The 16,929-nt window shown below is 36.2% G+C and carries 9 protein-coding genes; 2 read left to right on the top strand and 7 right to left on the bottom strand.

The features are described from left to right. Positions 1-116: 116 nt before the first annotated feature. From AC6CH4_RS14525 to AC6CH4_RS14500, 6 genes are all read right to left on the bottom strand, one after another. A complete protein-coding gene (locus AC6CH4_RS14525) occupies positions 117-4,334 on the bottom strand; it encodes a hybrid sensor histidine kinase/response regulator transcription factor (RefSeq protein ID WP_498104112.1) in 4,218 nt (1,405 codons plus the stop codon). Between the two features lie 444 nt (positions 4,335-4,778). Next, complete coding sequence (locus AC6CH4_RS14520; protein ID WP_498104110.1) at positions 4,779-10,163, bottom strand: helicase-like domain-containing protein; 5,385 nt, start codon at positions 10,161-10,163, stop codon at positions 4,779-4,781. Further along, positions 10,150-10,587, bottom strand: coding sequence for a DUF1896 domain-containing protein (locus AC6CH4_RS14515; protein WP_498104108.1), 438 nt, complete (start codon positions 10,585-10,587; stop codon positions 10,150-10,152). Before AC6CH4_RS14515 ends, AC6CH4_RS14520 begins: the two co-directional genes overlap by 14 nt. A gap of 157 nt (positions 10,588-10,744) precedes the next feature. Beyond that, entirely contained in the window at positions 10,745-12,814 is a 2,070-nt protein-coding gene (locus AC6CH4_RS14510; protein ID WP_498104106.1) for a type IA DNA topoisomerase, read from the bottom strand. 61 nt (positions 12,815-12,875) lie between these two features. After that, complete coding sequence (locus tag AC6CH4_RS14505; protein ID WP_498104104.1) at positions 12,876-14,327, bottom strand: DUF3945 domain-containing protein; 1,452 nt, start codon at positions 14,325-14,327, stop codon at positions 12,876-12,878. Positions 14,328-14,409: 82 nt separating this feature from the next. Further along, positions 14,410-14,718 (bottom strand): helix-turn-helix domain-containing protein, encoded by a 309-nt coding sequence (locus tag AC6CH4_RS14500; protein WP_498104102.1) that lies wholly within the window; start codon positions 14,716-14,718, stop codon positions 14,410-14,412. Between the two features lie 474 nt (positions 14,719-15,192). On the opposite strand from AC6CH4_RS14500, the gene AC6CH4_RS14495 reads away from it, so the two are divergent. Both AC6CH4_RS14495 and AC6CH4_RS14490 read left to right on the top strand, forming a co-directional pair. After that, positions 15,193-15,681, top strand: a complete 489-nt coding sequence (locus AC6CH4_RS14495; RefSeq protein ID WP_498104100.1) for a Panacea domain-containing protein — start codon at positions 15,193-15,195, stop codon at positions 15,679-15,681. Between the two features lies 1 nt (position 15,682). Further along, entirely contained in the window at positions 15,683-16,039 is a 357-nt protein-coding gene (locus AC6CH4_RS14490) for a hypothetical protein (RefSeq protein WP_051239325.1), read from the top strand. 43 nt (positions 16,040-16,082) lie between these two features. Here the strand turns inward: AC6CH4_RS14490 and AC6CH4_RS14485 are convergent, their stop codons facing one another. Further along, on the bottom strand, positions 16,083-16,925 hold the full coding sequence (locus AC6CH4_RS14485; RefSeq protein ID WP_498104098.1) for an RteC domain-containing protein: 843 nt from the start codon (positions 16,923-16,925) through the stop codon (positions 16,083-16,085). Positions 16,926-16,929 lie beyond the last annotated feature (4 nt).

Genomic DNA, 16,929 nt, shown 5'->3' with positions numbered 1-16,929 from the left:
TGAGTGATTTTGAAATCCTTATAAAAGTAATCTGAGGGTATAAAAAAAGGTGTACACTATTCCGTCAAAAGTGTACACCAATTAATAATTTACTTATTTACAAATACTTACATGTATCAGAGCGGTTTTTTAGATTTGTATTTAAGCTGATAATTTTTAGGTGTTATATTATAGACTTTTTTAAATTCTCTATAAAAATATGATCGGTTATTAAAACCGGATTGATAACAAACCTCTGAAACTGTCAATATATTTTTACGCAGTAATTCTGCAGCATACTTTAATCGAATTGTTCGTATTAAATCACTTGGTGTAAAATTGAAGATTTGTTTTATTTTTCTATACAATTGAGAATTACTGATTCCTAATTCCTTTTCGATAAATAAATTTTGGAGATTTTCATTATCAATATTATCGCGTATGAGTTCGATTACTCTTTTTATAAAATCTTTTTCTTCATTATTTATCGGAAGCGTTGTTAAATTTTCTATCAAAGTATCCTGAGAGAAATGCTTTAGAATAAGCTCTTTTTCTTCGAGCAGTTTTTGAATTCTCACTAGTAAATGATCGGGATAAAATGGTTTTGGAATATAGGAGTTTGCACCGCTCTCTAAACCTTCGATTCTATGTATCACAGAATCTTTTGCCGTGAGCATAATAAACGGAATATGACAGGTTTTTATGTCTGTTTTTATTTTTTTACATAATTCAACTCCATCCATTAAAGGCATCATTACATCGCTTATTATAAGATCCGGAATTTCGTTTTCTAAATTTTCCAAAGCTTCAACACCATTATAAGCAACAATAATTTTATATTTTTCTGCTAATAAATCATGCAGAAACTCGTGAATTTCTTTTTCATCTTCGACAATTAATATTTTTTTTCGATAATCTTCGAGCACATCTAGCGATGAAATTTTTTTGGGAAGTTCATCTGATTTATCCGGAATTTCTTCAAGAATATTTTTAAGATGCTGCGATATTAAAGTCGAACTTTTTTCCTGATCCAATTCTTTATCACTGAATGATTCTTTGCTACAAGGCAATAGAATAGTAAAAACAGTTTCCTTATCTGTGCTGGAAACCTCTATTTCACCTCTTAGAACTGTGACTAATTTTTTAATATAAGCAAGACCAATTCCCGTTCTAAACATATCATTGTCTAAAACCTGATCTGAGTTGGACAGAAAAAACTGGTCAAATATTGAGTGTAATTTTTCTTTCGGAATCCCTTTTCCTGTATTGACAATCGTGATATTTAATGTAGAAACATCTTGTTCTTCTATGCGAAATTTAAGATCGATTTTCCCATTTACAGGCGTATATTTGAAAGCATTAGACATTAAATTGAATACTATTTTTTCGGTTTTATCTTTATCATACCATCCCAATAATACAGATGGAACATCCAAATTATATTCGATATTTTTATCAAATGCCCATTCATCAAATAATTCTGCTATCTGCTCCACGAGATTAACCATGTCAAATTCTCTTGCAGTTACTTCCAGATAATCGTATTCTGCTTTTCTGAATTCAAGTAGTTGTTGCGTTAAAAACAATAATCGTGACGAATTGCGCTGAATCATTTTTATAAACTTCTGATTTCTTGCGTCCAGATTTGTCGTTTCTGCCAATTTTTGGGCAGGTCCCACAATTAAAGTTAAAGGTGTTTGAAATTCATGCGCTACATTGGTAAAAAAAGTCAGCCTGTTTTCATGTAATTCCTCTTCTCTTTTTCTAAAAAATATATTCTGGCTCAACGATTGTCGTTTCTTGTAATAACTTAAAACAAGCATTACCAAGAGTATAAACAAAACCAAATAAATGGTCATTGCGGTGTTGGACTGCCAGAAAACCGGACGAATATTAATATCAATCGCATGAACAGGTTTGCTCCAAACCCCATCGCTATTCGACCATTTTATCCATAATGAATAATTCCCTTTTGGGACGTTTGTAAAAGAAATTACGCGGCGATCACCAATAACATTCCATTCCTTATCAAAATTCTGCAGCTGATAGGCATATTGACATTTTTCGCTGTTGATATACGTCAAAGCGGCCAATTCTATATCGAAGAAATTTTGATTGTGTTTTAATGTAATTGAAGGATAATCAGACGAATTGGATTTAATAACCAATCCCTGATAATAAGGAACCACCTGATTATGCCCGCTTATTTTATCAATAAAAATATCGGGAACAATTGAAGATTCAACAATTTTTTGTGGCAAAAAATAATTAAATCCTTTTATTCCTCCCATAAATATTAAATCAGTTTTACTGTTATGATAAAAGGCGCCATCGGCGAATTCATTATTCTGAAGGCCTTCATTTTTTGTATAATTTATAAACTTATAAGTGCTGCTGTTAAAATTGGATATCCCAAAATTAGTGCTGATCCATAGGTTTGATTTTTTGTCTAAAACAATTCCGTGAATAGTATTATTAGGAAGTCCGTCTTTGACCGTAAAACTTTTAAAAGTTGCTTTTCCGTTACTTTTTAAATCCTGCAACATATTCAAACCAAAACTTGTTCCTATCCAAAGTTTTTTATTGTGATCGATCTGCAGGCACAAAATATCATTATTCGACAGACTTTCATTATCATTATTTACGTTTTTATAAACCTGAAAATGTTCAGTTTTTTTATCAAAAAGATTTAATCCCCCTAGTCGTGTTCCTATCCATAATTGCTGATCATTTTTAGGAATTATCGAAAATATAATATTACTGCTAATGGATTTTCCTCCTTTATTATTTGCTAAATACTTTTTGAATGCTGTTATTTTTAATTTTTTCCCCACACGTTCAATTTTACAGCGAATCATTCCATAACCATTCGTTCCCAACCAGACAAAACCGTTATTATCCTGATAAATAGCGTATACAGATTTAAAATAATCACAATTTTTATTACCTTCAATAGAAGACCAATTGATCAATTTTGATTTTTTCAGGTCAAAAACGGTGATTCCATCTCCATCCGTGCCAATAAAAACAAGATTACCCTGCCCTTTATGTAATGCAAATACAGCATTGTTGATGATGCTGTTATTTTCATTAAAATTTTCATATTGCAGCGGTTTACCTTCATTGAGGTAAAAATTTGACGGAAAACGAAATAATCCTTTTCCTTTTGTTCCGATAAAAAAGGAATTATTTTCAACTTCTAAAAAAGTCCTGACAATGCCGCCTTCTAAATCCGGAATCTGGGTTTTAGAAATTAAATTAAAAGTTTTTTTTATCGGATATACTTTAAACAGCCCGTCCCCGTCTGTTCCGCTCCAAATTACTTTTTCAGTTCCCTGAATTAAGGTAGTAATTTTTTGATTGTTCAGATATTTCAGCCACGGTTTAGAAATGCAATTCCCTAATTTATCAATAATAAAATAACCGGATTTACTTAAAACCAAAAGACCCTCAGAAACATGTGCTATTACCGAAGTAATTTTTTTATCTATTACTAAATTGTTTTCTTTATTATTTAGAGAATACAAAAAAGCATTTCCAACTTTAGGAATTATAAAAACTTTTTGATTGCCTGTATACCCAAAAGTGCTAACGTTATTAGAAATAAGCACTTCTTTTGAAACTGTTTTTTTATTCTGCTTTTCTATTTTTATGGTCAGGGAATACAATTTATCATTTTCAAATAACACCAAAAGTTCGCCTGTTGGCGAAAATTCCATTTTTTTAACAGCTATTGTAGAAAGGTTTTTAGTCTTTATTAATTGAAAAGAAATTCCATCGAAATAACCAATTCCCCAGTTTTTTACAGCACAAAATACTTTTTTCGAAGCATCAAGTGCCATATTAAATTCAGATTCAGATAATGGCGGATTATTCTCTCTGGAGAAATAATATCGCTTGAATTTATCGGCTTTTTTATCGTACTGATTAATGCCATGAATTGTTAATATCCAGATTCGTCCCTTATCATCTTCATCGATTTTTAGGATAACCTGATTGCTTAAACTTGATTCATTATTTAATTCCGGTCTAAAAATTTTAAAATCATTAGCATTATATCTGTTTAAGCCATCCCAAGTACCAATCCAGATTAAATTTTCAGAATCCTGGAAAATACAATTCACAGAACTGTTTGATAATCCTTTTGTATTATCCAGTTGCTCCAAAGAATATTTTGTACCTGCAATTTTAGATGAGTCTAAAAGAGATTTACTACCAGTTAAATCTATTTTATTCTCCGTAATTTCTTTAATGTTTTTGGCGTCAGCAGTACTAAAAGAGGCAGACTCATTTTTTTCATTGCACGAATATAATCCTACAAGAATAAAACTAGTCAGTACATTTATTATTTTCAAGATCGTTATTTTTTTTATTTTTTAAATTTCAATTATTTTTAGATGTTCTTACAAAAACAATCACATAAATAATTATATTTTAGTATTGTAACGTTAATGGAGAAATTTCCTCTGAGACAATAATATTGATTTCTGACATAAAATAATCATGTCAGCTGTGAAAAACACGACAATAAAATCGCATTAATTTCTTGAAAAATGATATTACTTAACATCATTTTACATTCTATCTCAATATGAAACTATTTCAATTTCTTATTCGAATATGATATACCCTAATCTACAGATTCTAACTCTTTAATGAAATGATTAAAATGATAGGCTGACAAAAAGTAGATAGCAAGTTAAGAAAATTATAAATAGTACTCAAATATATAAATCCATTTACATGAAACGCTTACCTTTTAATGCATCCAAATAAAACTTGAATTGAATTGGTAGGTATCAAGTCATCTTTAAATGCACATAAGGTCCTTCCTGAGTCTGATTATCATTAATTTCAGCTGTCGTTTTCTGCTCTTCAAGCCCCTGTTCTTTATTCTCAGCAGTAATAGATAATTGTATTTTTCTGTCGATAGAAGCCAGTTCCGTTTTGAGTTCGCTCAACTTGTTCTCCTTTTTCCATGTACTGTTAACCAATTCCTGAAGAATCGGCAGGTCTTTTTGCAGTTCTGCAATTTTCTTTTGTTCCTGCTCAATATAATGCGGCAGCTTTTCCAGTGCATTCAAGAAGTTGCTTGACGCTGTTTGTGGATCTTTAGCTATTATACCGTTATTATAAGTATACTTAATATTGCCTTCTCCCTGCACCAAAAAACGATTGACTTTTAAATCCACACCCTCTTTTTCCGATAATTCGGTTTTAACCAGTAATATAAAACCATATAGGTTACCAATCTCTTCATACTGACCACCAGTTCTTGCTTTGTCCGCAATCTGGTTTAGTTTTGCTCCAATCTGTTTTACATCTGCATTGGGTGATAAACCGTCAAGCTGTACAGGATTGACAATAGTACCGTCTGAATGTTTATGTAAACGTTGTTGTAAATTTTTCCAATCAAGAGTCATACGTTCTAAACGGGAACCGGCAGCTTCCAGTGTAGCGGTAATATCTTCCAGCTTGTATTTAGAACTAAACTTAGAGCGGTTAAAAGCCTGCTTTTCACTTTCCAGTCCAGCAACCTGTTTTTCCAGTTTTGCTTTTTCCAACAGGTCGGTATTCCCTGATAGTATGGCTACATATTCAGAGAAATTCATACCCGCCTTTTCATCCATACTGCCTTCATCTATGATACGCTTACCCAAGCTGTTGTTTTTCAACTGGTCTATGAAAAGCTGTTTATTATACAGCAAGTTGAATTTATAGCTGTCAAGCGATTTCTCTACGGCATAAATAATTACATCTACTTTGTTATCGGCAAAGAATTTGGCTATTTCATTGCCTTTTCGAACGGCCCTTCCATCTCGTTGGGCAAGATCACTTGGTCGCCATGGCGTATCAAGATGATGAACGGTAACAGCTCTTTTTTGTGCATTTACTCCCGTTCCCAGCATATCGGTAGAACCGAACAGTACACGTATTTTACCTTCATTCATGCCACTGATAAGCTCCTTACGTTGCTTATCATTTTTAGCTTCCTGTATAAAACGGATTTCATGAGCAGGAATACCGTGGTCCTCTACAAGCTTGCGTTTGATTTCTGAACATACGTTCCATTCTCCTGGCTTGTAAGTACCCAAGTCAGAAAAAACGAATTGTGTTCCTTTCTGGGCATTAAATTTTTGATAGTATTTGGCTATGTTAGACCCACAATGGGAAGCCTTGTTATCGGGATGGTCTGTATATTTACCGCTTACCATCCGCATATCGAGAGACATTTTACGGGCATAGTCCGTTGCAATCAGCATCTTGGCCTTTTCTTCACTTTGTGATAATGGAGCTCTTCCCAGTAATGTGGCATTACCCGATTTTGCAAATTCCATCAGTTTTTTGATAAAGATTTCCTGCTCTGGTGTTGGTGGTATATTGTATAGTACCTCATTTTTTTCAGGACGGTCAATGCCAATATCCTTAGCGGTTCTGTAATCCGTAATTTCCGAATAGAATTGTGCCAGTTCCGGCACTTTGATAAAATATCGGAAACGTTCTTTCTGAACAATATTATTGGCTACTGAAAACTCATAATCGGTTGTTTTTCTTGCATAAATCGCTGCCCAGGCATCAAAACAGTTAATACCTTGTTTTTCCAAAGCTTGGGGACGCAGGTATTTAAACAAAAGATACAGTTCGGTCAAAGAGTTGCTAATGGTGGTACCCGAAAGGAAAGTTGCTCCTAAGTCCTTTGCGGTACGCTGCTGTATGGTACGAATGGCAAAAAGCAGGTTCATTGCCTTTTGGCTTCCCTGCATGTTGCCCAATCCGGCAACCCGCTCATGACGGGTATTAAACATGAGGTTTTTAAAACGATGGCTCTCGTCCACCAGCAAATGGTCAATACCCATCATTTTGAAATCAACCGTATCATCTTTTCTGTTTTCGATGTCGTGTTCCAATGTTTTGAGTTTGACTTCAAGATTTTGTTTCCTAATGATCACTCCTTTGAGCATTCCCCTTGAAATCTCGTTGCCTTGTGCTTCCAAAGCGGCAAGATTATCTTCCACGCTATTAAGTTCGGTTTGCAAAATCTCCTTTTGCATTTCGGGTGATTGTGGGATCATTCCGAACTGGTCATGTGTCAAAATCACACAATCCCAATCGTTGTTCTTGATGTCCCCAAAAATTCGTTGTCTTTTCTGTGGAGTAAAATCTTCTTTGCCAGGATACAGAATCTTAGCGTGTGGATAAGCAGTCCTGTAAGTTTCAGCAATCTCATGAACGTTGGCTTTCAATCCCACTATCATCGGTTTGTGTACCATTGCCAAACGTTTCATTTCCTGGGCAGCTATACACATAATGAGTGTTTTACCGGCACCAACTTCATGATCACAAATTGCACCTCCATTTAGTTTTATCATCCAGACTGCATCTTTTTGACTAGAATAAAGGTCTTCAATACCCAATGCCTTTCGGTCCAACCCAGGAAACTCCTGATGACTTCCATCGTACTGCGGACGTAAAAAGCAATTAAAAGTGTCGTTATATTGATTGGTCAGCCTGTTTTTAAACTCATCATTTTGGGCATGAAGCCAATCGGTAAAAGCTGTACGTATCTCATCAATTTTAGTATTTGCCATTTGTATGGCTTCCATATCACGAACCTTTATTTCCTTATCATCTATCCAGATTTTTTTGGTAATATCGGGAGTGGTATTTACCAGTGCGTGCTTGAGCAGGGCAATACCATCATAGGTACGGCTTTGTGATTTTACCGCATATTTATCCCATATATGCACGTTCTTTTGGTCGCATTTTATATTAAAATCATCACTGCTTTCGGAATAGTGAACCCGTACATCGGTATCGAAAATATGCGAAGCGAAACGGGCATAAATGCCTGTAGGTATCCAACGCTCACCAAGGTTGAAATCCAATTCTTCAAATTCAATACGCCTTGGACGTGATTCTTCAAGGGCTATTAGGCTTTCCGTAGCATCAGTATCATTGGGATTACCTTCGAGATAGGTTCTTAGTTCATTGGCTTTCTCTACCACATTTCCCGCTATCCATCTCTCTGATATTTCATATTCCTTTTGGAGTGGATTATAGAAAATTCTTCCATGTAATGTTTCTTTTAGAGCATCGCTGGTCATATTACTAATCTGCGACATATAGTCCAGATCGACGTTACCGTATTTATTGAGTGATGCCGCTAATGCTTCATCAGGATTATCCGTTGTAAGTGTGGTAATAGAAAAGCTTACCTGACGTTGGAATATATCCGCTTTATGAACCACACCGCCAACAACACGTTCCATATAAGGAATTTCCTTACCGGCACTGTCAGTTTTAATGAGTTTGATATTTTCTGCACTGTTCAGATTACCATACCTTTTTACAAAAGCATCGTACAGTCGATTGAGGTTTTCCCTCTCTTCTGTATGTTCGGTTTGTAGCTGGGCTTCTTTTTTGTAAAGATCCAGGTAACTATCTCTAAGTGAAACATAGGCCTCAGCTCTTGCTCTCTGCAATGGAGGCAACCGTAATGGATGGAACATTGCTCGTTCCATATCACCTTCAACATCTTTGAGATAACCCACCAATCCTCTATCTATCACAAGGCAGTCGTTACGATGAAAGGATTGCATTTTCTGGGTATATATATCGGATTCGGGAATAATGTTACTCAGAGCATCGGTTTCGGTTTTAATCTGACCATTTCCATTTATGTTGGAAAAAAGGTCGCCTATAACCTCCTGTTTGTTACTTGCTGTACTTCCATTTTTGGACACTGAAGGCGTATAAGTTTGTTGCATCAGCCCACTGAACAGGTCTGGCTGATTTCCCCTAGCCTTTCTATTTTTTTTAGCAGGTTCTTTTTTAGTTTTAAAAGATGCCTTAACAGCTTCCGGTTTTCCTTTTTCTTCAAACAAATCAAATAGGTACAATTGCACATCTTTTTTATCTGCATTACTATGGTTTGTTGCAAAAAATGGCTGAATTTCCGGTTGGAGAATTGTAGGTTCTTTAGAGAAAAATATTTGCGTAACGGGAGTTTTCGTTATAGATTTATCGTTCTGTTCCCCTCTATATAATCCTATATCAAGATGCAGGGAAAAATCTTCACTCAACATTCGTTTCAGGTCTTTGGCTATACCCTCAACACCATCACGATGGGTATATAAAAGTGTAGGCTGTCCATACGGATCGGTACCTAACCCACTATCCGTATGAACAATTCTTGTGTTATCGTGAAATAAAGCATTACTTGGAGTATTGTACTGCGTCACACTGCTTTGACAAAACAACTCTTCTGCCTCGGTCAGGCTTTGCTTATTTGTCCTCTTTTGTAAAATAATTAGGTCACTGCCAACTTCCGTACCGGCATAGCCGGTAAATAAATTATTGGGCAACCGAATGGCTGAAACCAGATTATTATCCAACATTAATGCCCTGCGAATAATTTCGTTTTTCGGACTGTTCAGCACACCTTGTGAGGTGATGAAAGCCAGTACGCCCCCATCGCGGAGCATATCGGTTCCCTTTAGAAAAAAATAATTGTGTACACTTCGGGCAGCCTGTAATCTTGCCGGATCTTTGCCTCTGGAATAGGAAAGATCAAATACGGAAGTATCACCGAAAGGAATATTGCTCGCTACTATATCATAGCTGTTTTGTTCTCTTTCGGGTATCTCTTCAAAACCGTTTATTCTAATAGTACTGTCTGGATAAAGCTGCTTTAAGATTTTACCGGTAAGCAGGTCTTTTTCATAAGCGGTAACTTGAGCTGCGTTTTTATCTGCAAAGGATTGGATAAAAGAGCCGATACCGGCGGATGGTTCCAGAATTTTTTGGATATTTACACCGCTGTCTTTGAGTGAAGTCGAAATAGCATCAATGATTAAAGGCGGTGTGTAGAATGCTGTAAGTACAGAACTACGCATACTATCCACATAACTGCGATATTGTTTTTCATCGCCACTGTTTTCTTTTAAAAGCCGATGGAGTTCTTCTGTAAGCGGAAAAAGTTCCTGTTCAGTTTTTCTCCAATTGTTAATGTCTGTCGGGTGTTGAGCAGAGTTCAAAACAAACTTAAGACCGCCAAATCCGCTGTATTGCATCATTAGCAGTCTTTCACTTGCGGAAACTTTTCGGTTTTCCTGTTCCAATTTAAAAGCAATTCGCAGCGCATCAATGTTCTTTTGGAGATGCTGGCGTTTACTGAAGCCCATTTTCTTCTATCCAAATGGCGATGGTCCCTGTCAGTTCTGTATAAAGCTGGTCAAACTCCATCGTAGAGCCAAAATCCTCCGTCAATTTGTAATGTGCAAAAACAGGCTCACAAACGGGAAGCATTTTCAGCGCGAAGGTTCGTAATTCTTCGTCAGCCATTCTCGTATCAAACTCATTGCATACTACCTGAAATACAGTATCAAACTTAGAAAAATGCAACCCTTCAAAAAGAATGTATTCAGCTATATCATTACATTGGCTAATAGGGCTTCCTAACCGGAAAGCACCTTCATAGGCATTGGCAGCCCAATTTGAACGCTGATCGATAAATTTAGCATCATACATTTTTTCAGGAAAACTGATATTCAATAATTCTTGTAGACGCAACCTGAAATACGACAGGTCTTTTTGTGGTGTATCCATACTATATCTTGTTTATTTTTTTGTTAAATGATTAAAATCTAGAGTCTCTTTTGTAATGTTACTGTCCATCAATATCTGGTTTCCCTTTACATTTTAAATCTAGTTTTCTATTTTCTTCGGGTAATGGTAGAATTACTCATCATTTTTTTGAAAGTTTTTATTTTTCAAATTCAAAGGAACTTTCTGCCTTATTATTCAGTGCTATATAGGCATCAAATTTCTTCCCGGCTTTGCTTTTCATTGCTTTAATAAGGGAAGTTTTGCCTGTATTGACAAGACTTTCAATATCGGCTATACCTAACTGTACGCCACAAACATTACGGAACTGTAACCAGTTGCAAACGGCATCAGGACATTTGATAATTTTATCCCTGATAACCAATTGTTGATTTTTGCATTTCGGGCAAAGAAGCTCAGGAAGGTTTTCTTTTGTAATGGACGTTTGTAGCAATTCATTGGTAATTGCTACTGCATATGTTTCCATCTCCTTTTGGAAAGTTTCGGCATCAGACTGGTTATTTTCAATTTTCTGTAAGGCTACCTCCCACTCGGCAGTCATCGCCACGTCGGCAATTTTCTTGTCCTTGACCAGTTCGTACACCTGCAATCCTTTTGTAGTAGGTACCAAGGACTTTAATTCCCTTTGAATATAATTACGGTCAAACAAGGTTTCTATGATAGCTGCCCTTGTGGCGGGAGTGCCGATACCTATGTTTTGTAATGCCTTGCGCTCTTCCTTATTCTCTATTTCCTTTCCGGCGGTTTCCATAGCTGATAAAAGTCCTGCTTCGGTGTAAAGCACAAGCGGTTTGGTTTTCTTTTCCAGAACCAAAGCTTCTTTTATTTTAAGCTGGTCACCTGTATTGATTTGGGGCAATTCCTGCAAAAGGTCAGTATTATCATCACAGAAACTGCCTTTGATTAAGCGCCAGCCTGGTTCCACTATCCTGCATCCTTTCATTTCAAACTCATAATGTAAAACCTGCAAAGTAATATCGGTTATCTCCTTGATACAGGATTGTGAAATTGCTTCCAGTAACCGCAAAGCAATCATATTGTAAACCGCATTTTCCTTTGCCGGTAATGCCGAAGGGATTTTGTCGGTGATGAGTAAACCATGATGATCGGTAACACGAAGGTCATTCACAATTCGTTTGTTTAAATATCCCCATTTCACATTAGTTACAGCCTGCTTCCAGATTTCCCTCTCCTGCAAACCCCTGATAAGGTTGGGAATTTCTTCCCACATATCTTCAGGGATATATTTGCTTCCGGTACGCGGATAGGTAATAAATTTCTTTTCATACAGGCTTTGGGCAATATTCAGGGTCTCCTCGGCTGACAAATTCAATTTCTTGTTGGCTTCTTTTTGCAAACCTGTCAGGTCAAACAGCAAAGGCGGTTGTTCGGTCACATTTTTAGTTTCTACTAATATAACGGTAACAATATTGCCATTTCGCTCAATAGGTTTTAATGCATTTTCTGCACTCTTTTTATCTTCCCATTTATTTTTGGAAAGGCTTTTAAAGTCAACAAACTCTTTTGTATGTGAGAGCTGTATTTGCCAGTATTTCTCTGCCGTGAAGTTTTTGTTTTCCAGATAACGTTTACATATTAGGGCCAGCGTGGGTGTCTGCACTCTTCCCAAGGAATAAATACCGCTGCCTGCGGCAATGGAAAGTGCCTGAGAAGCATTTATCCCTACCAGCCAGTCGGCACGGCTACGACTGCGGGCAGCCTTATATAATCCCTCAAAATCACTGCCGGGTTTCAGATTATCAAAACCCTGCCTGATTGCTTTTTCAGTAAGTGAACTGATCCAAAGGCGTTCAAAAGGCTTTTCGCATTTCAGGTATTCATAGATGTAACGGAATATTAGTTCTCCTTCACGTCCGGCATCGGTTGCAACAATAATGCTTTCGCAGCTGTCGATAACCTGTTTAATAATTTTCAATTGCTTCAATGCACTTGTATCAGGCACATAAACTTTATCTTTTTTTATTTTTCGTGGAATCAATAGAAAAGGATTGGGCAAAATTGGTAAACAATTTTTCTGAAACCCGTAAATCCCATAATCTTCCGGCATGCCGAGTCCGATTAAATGCCCAAAAGCCCATGTAACACAATAGCTGTTACCTGTCAAATAGCCATCTTTCTTTTCAGTCGCTCCGAGCACACCGGCTATTTCCCTTGCTACACTTGGTTTTTCTGCAATAACTACTTTCATGTGTTTATTTTTACTGCTTTTTATTTGTCACATGGAATGCTAAAAGGCATTTCATAATACATTACATTTTACGTCCTTTGGATTTAGCAGGTGATTCAATTGCTTCCTGCTGCTCCTGCTGTTTCTCACTGTCAGGATTTTTTTGCCCTGATTTTAATGGCTCTTTGATGTTCTTGGTAGCTTCATTGGTTTTACCTTCCGAATTAACCGCCGTCTGCGTCTTATGCGCCTCAGTTGGTTTTGCCTGTTCTTTTATTTTATCCGGATTTTGGAAAGAAAAATCTATTTTGTTGGTTTCTTTATTGAAAGTGATGTAACCATTGTACTCCTTGCCTTTCTTATCTATAAGTCCGCTAACATAAACCGTCTGCCCATCCTTGAATTTTTGGTATTGCTCACTATCCAGTTCTTTGTCTCTAAAAATTTTAGGCGCTTCCTCTGGTTGATTTTGCGGATTGTGTTGTGTTTGCTTATTGGCTCCAGTCCTGTCAAAGAGAAACTCTACGAAACGTTTGTCGGCATTGAATTGTATAGTTGCAGCAAACTCAGTTCCTTTCTTGGAAACCATACCTTCTAAATGAAGTGGTTTACCCTCTTGTAAGGTTTGTTTTTGTTCTTGATTTATTTTTACCCCTTTGATTTCATCAGGGATTTTTATAAAATCTGTACGCAGTGCTACCAGCTCATTGGTCAGCCTGTCTACACTGATGATAGAAGGAATGGTTTCGTTTGTTTTTGGATTTGTCAAATTAACCACACGTCCCATATTGCCCGTTTGGAGCAGATTGTCTTTGTCTTCCTTAGTGAACTCATGACCAAAAAAGGCATAATTCAGGCTCGGTTCTTTGCGGATGCCATGAATGGCGACCACTACCTGCCCCTCATCATTGTGTTGCAGCGATAAGCGGGCATCCATACGGGTAACTGCTGTACCGAGGTTAAGACTTACAGGTACAAGCTCATTAGTCTTGTAACCTCTGAGTAACGGATCAAGCAGGTTCAATTTTTCAAGCTTCTCTTTGCTCAAGCCAAGGTTGTTCATGGTTTCCCAATCGATCTGTTCCGGTTTGTAGCGGTATTCGCCGGTTTCCGGTGTTGTTTGTGTTGTTTCCATACTATTTTTATTTTCTTGTTTATTATTTTCATCAGGTTCCGCTTTCACTTCGTGTTGCGCCATTAGTTTCTCACCTTCAGGTGTCGGATTATCTACCTGTTTTTGCATTTCTTTCGCCATGTTAATAGCCAATGGTGCCGGAACTTTAAAGAATGAGAAATTGGTAGGGTTCTTCAGCTGGCTGAAAAAATTGGAAAAGAAGTTGGAAAAAAAATCACCCTGCTTATCCACACGCATAAACTGGTTCTGATTTTTCTTTGTAGGATCTATGGTTTTCAAATTGCCATTCTCATCAATACCCGTTACAGCCTGAATTTTCTTTTTCGCTTTATCCATTACCAGTAGTATCTCAGATAATTGCTCGGGAGATTGTGGTTTATCTAAATTTTGTTCGCTCATGATTTGAAATTTAAAGTTCGACATCGAAAGTAAAAGAGGCTTTTACAGTTTTATATAAATTGGCATCTGTTGGCAATATTTGTCAACTGTTGGCTTTTGTTCTAGGCATGGAAGCAGTAAAACTTTCCCTGACAAACTGGTGTATATCTGACTGTTTGTAATAAATTTTTCCGCTGATGGTATAATAAGGCAGCCTGCCGGAGGAGCGGTAGCGCTGCAGGGAGCGTGCACTTATCTTGAGCATCTGCAAAATATCCTGATTGTCAAGCAGCTCTTCCCCATCAATACTTGTATGCCCTTTTTTAGCCGTGCTTATAAGTTCCATCACGATGTCGAACCTCTCCATGATTCGCTCCATCCAGGCCATAAATTCCATTCTGTCAACATTCATAATTGAGTCTTTTTAAGTTCAACAGCACAAAATTGACACATGAAAAAAGTTTTTTCTGCCAAGTCCTGCCCATTGGTAAATGCACTTTTATTTGTAAAACTGGCGCTAAACTGAAAAAACACTGACTTTAAAACAAGGGAAACATTGAGATTATAACGAAGTGGAGCTGTTGCCAATAGACACATATGGGCACAAGAAACAGACTGTGTAAAGTTTTAGGTCCTCTATTTTATTTAGGCATAATCCTTAATTTTGGGTGTGGACAATCAACCTATCTTTAAGTTGCCAGATTTTCAATTAAGGTTAATACCAAGAGAACTTTGTGATTTTTTAGATCGATAAGCTTAGAATGGTGAATTCAAAAACTATTACAATCCAAATTTTTAAAAATACATTTGATAATCAAGCATATAAATATTTCGAATTGTGTATTTAATAAAGTAATTTTGTAACTTGTAATCAAAATAATTGGAAATGGAAAATGTATATGCAGTTGCAAACGAATTCTTGGAACTCTCGAGAAATTCCGAAAAACAATTAACTAACTTACAATTAGCCAAATTGTGTTATATAACTCATGGTTTATCTTTGGCAATATTAAATAAAAAAGCTTTTAGTGAGCCTGTAGAAGCTTGGAAATTTGGGCCAGTTATTCCAAAACTTTATCATGAATTTAAGGATTTCGGAAGCAATCCAATTGATAGAAAAGCTACTATATTTGACATAAGTGCTTTTCAAAATAAAACTCCTGAAGTTCAAGACGATAATCTCAAAAAAATTATATTGCTAACTTGGAATATCTATAAGGATGTTTCGGGACCTTCTTTAGTATCAATTACCCATCAAGGTAATACTCCTTGGTCTTTAACATACGTTCCTAATGAAAATAAAGAGATAAGTGATGAATTGACTTTAAAATACTATAAGAAGTTTACGGAAAATTTAGAACATGAACTAGCTTAATATGGGCAAAAATAAACTTCTTGATAAGTTACTTGAAAAGTCTTCAACTACTCCATTAGACGAAGAAAGGGTTCGAAATATTGAAGAGGAAAGTTCTCTAACACTCGAAGATATTAAAGATCGAATACAAGATAGAGAAGAAAGAAAAAAATACGCCAAACGCACTTTTTCCTTTCTAGTTGCATTTACATTCACTGTTCTCGGAATAGTAATTGCGGTTGGATTAGATAATTGGATTTGCTTTCATTTATCAGATACAGTATTAATCACATTAATTACAACTTCTTTAGCTTCAATAGTTGGTATCTTTGCTATAGTGATGCGTTACCTATTTAAACAATCTTCTAATAATACATAGAAATAGTTTATTGCTATTTTACATTTCATGCATGTAAAGCTAACTACAGTCCTTTATCCATATATTGCTCCAATGACAATTTGAGATGATCCAAAAAGGAAGTCCTGCTTCCAGCCCTGTCTTTCATGCGGTGGAACGAATGATGTATATCACCGAGCGGTATGCGAAAAAGTATTTGAAAGACCAGCGTAATTTTGCGAATGCCAATCTTCCCATGTGATATTACTCCCGCAGCATAAAGCGCATAAATTAATTCAATAAGCGCATTTTTAGAATCTGTCCAGAAAATATCTTTTGTCGACTCTCCATTATGCAATAAAGTGCCTGACGGCTCCTCTGGATTTATTTTGGTTATCAGATAAGCGTAAATCAGTTCATTGGCCATAATCCGTGCTACTTTAGAATCATAATAGGTAGAAAACTGATGGTCTATTTCAAAAACATAACTATTGAGCCCATCCCTATAGTTAATTTTTCCACGAGTAAAATATTCATGATCCCGATCACTTCTTCCTGACCTGTAGTAGCGATAAAAATGAGGAACACAGATATGTTCTTTAAATTCCTGCTTGAGCTCCTGAAGCTGGCTCATGAAAAATTTCTGATACATCTTGCCTTCCTTTACCGGGCAGATAGTCTCAATACGAAATACTTTATTATAATAAATTAGCTGTCCTAAAATCTGAGGCTTGATATCACGGAAAAATTCTATTTCCTCAGTCTCATTTTTAAATCCTTCCATTAGAACATATTCCCTTGTTGTATGGAGCAGTTCTTTCAGGTATATTGTCATTTGATACGCCTCATCTATAAGATGCGAAGTTTCCTGCGATACTTTATTTTCTTTGATACGGATTTCGGAAATAATTGAATTCAGTGATTTCATAGCG

Source organism: Flavobacterium sp. GQ95 (assembly GCF_059758655.1).
Note: the sequence above shows the minus strand (reverse complement) of the source record. Positions and strands in the feature narration are given on the sequence as shown.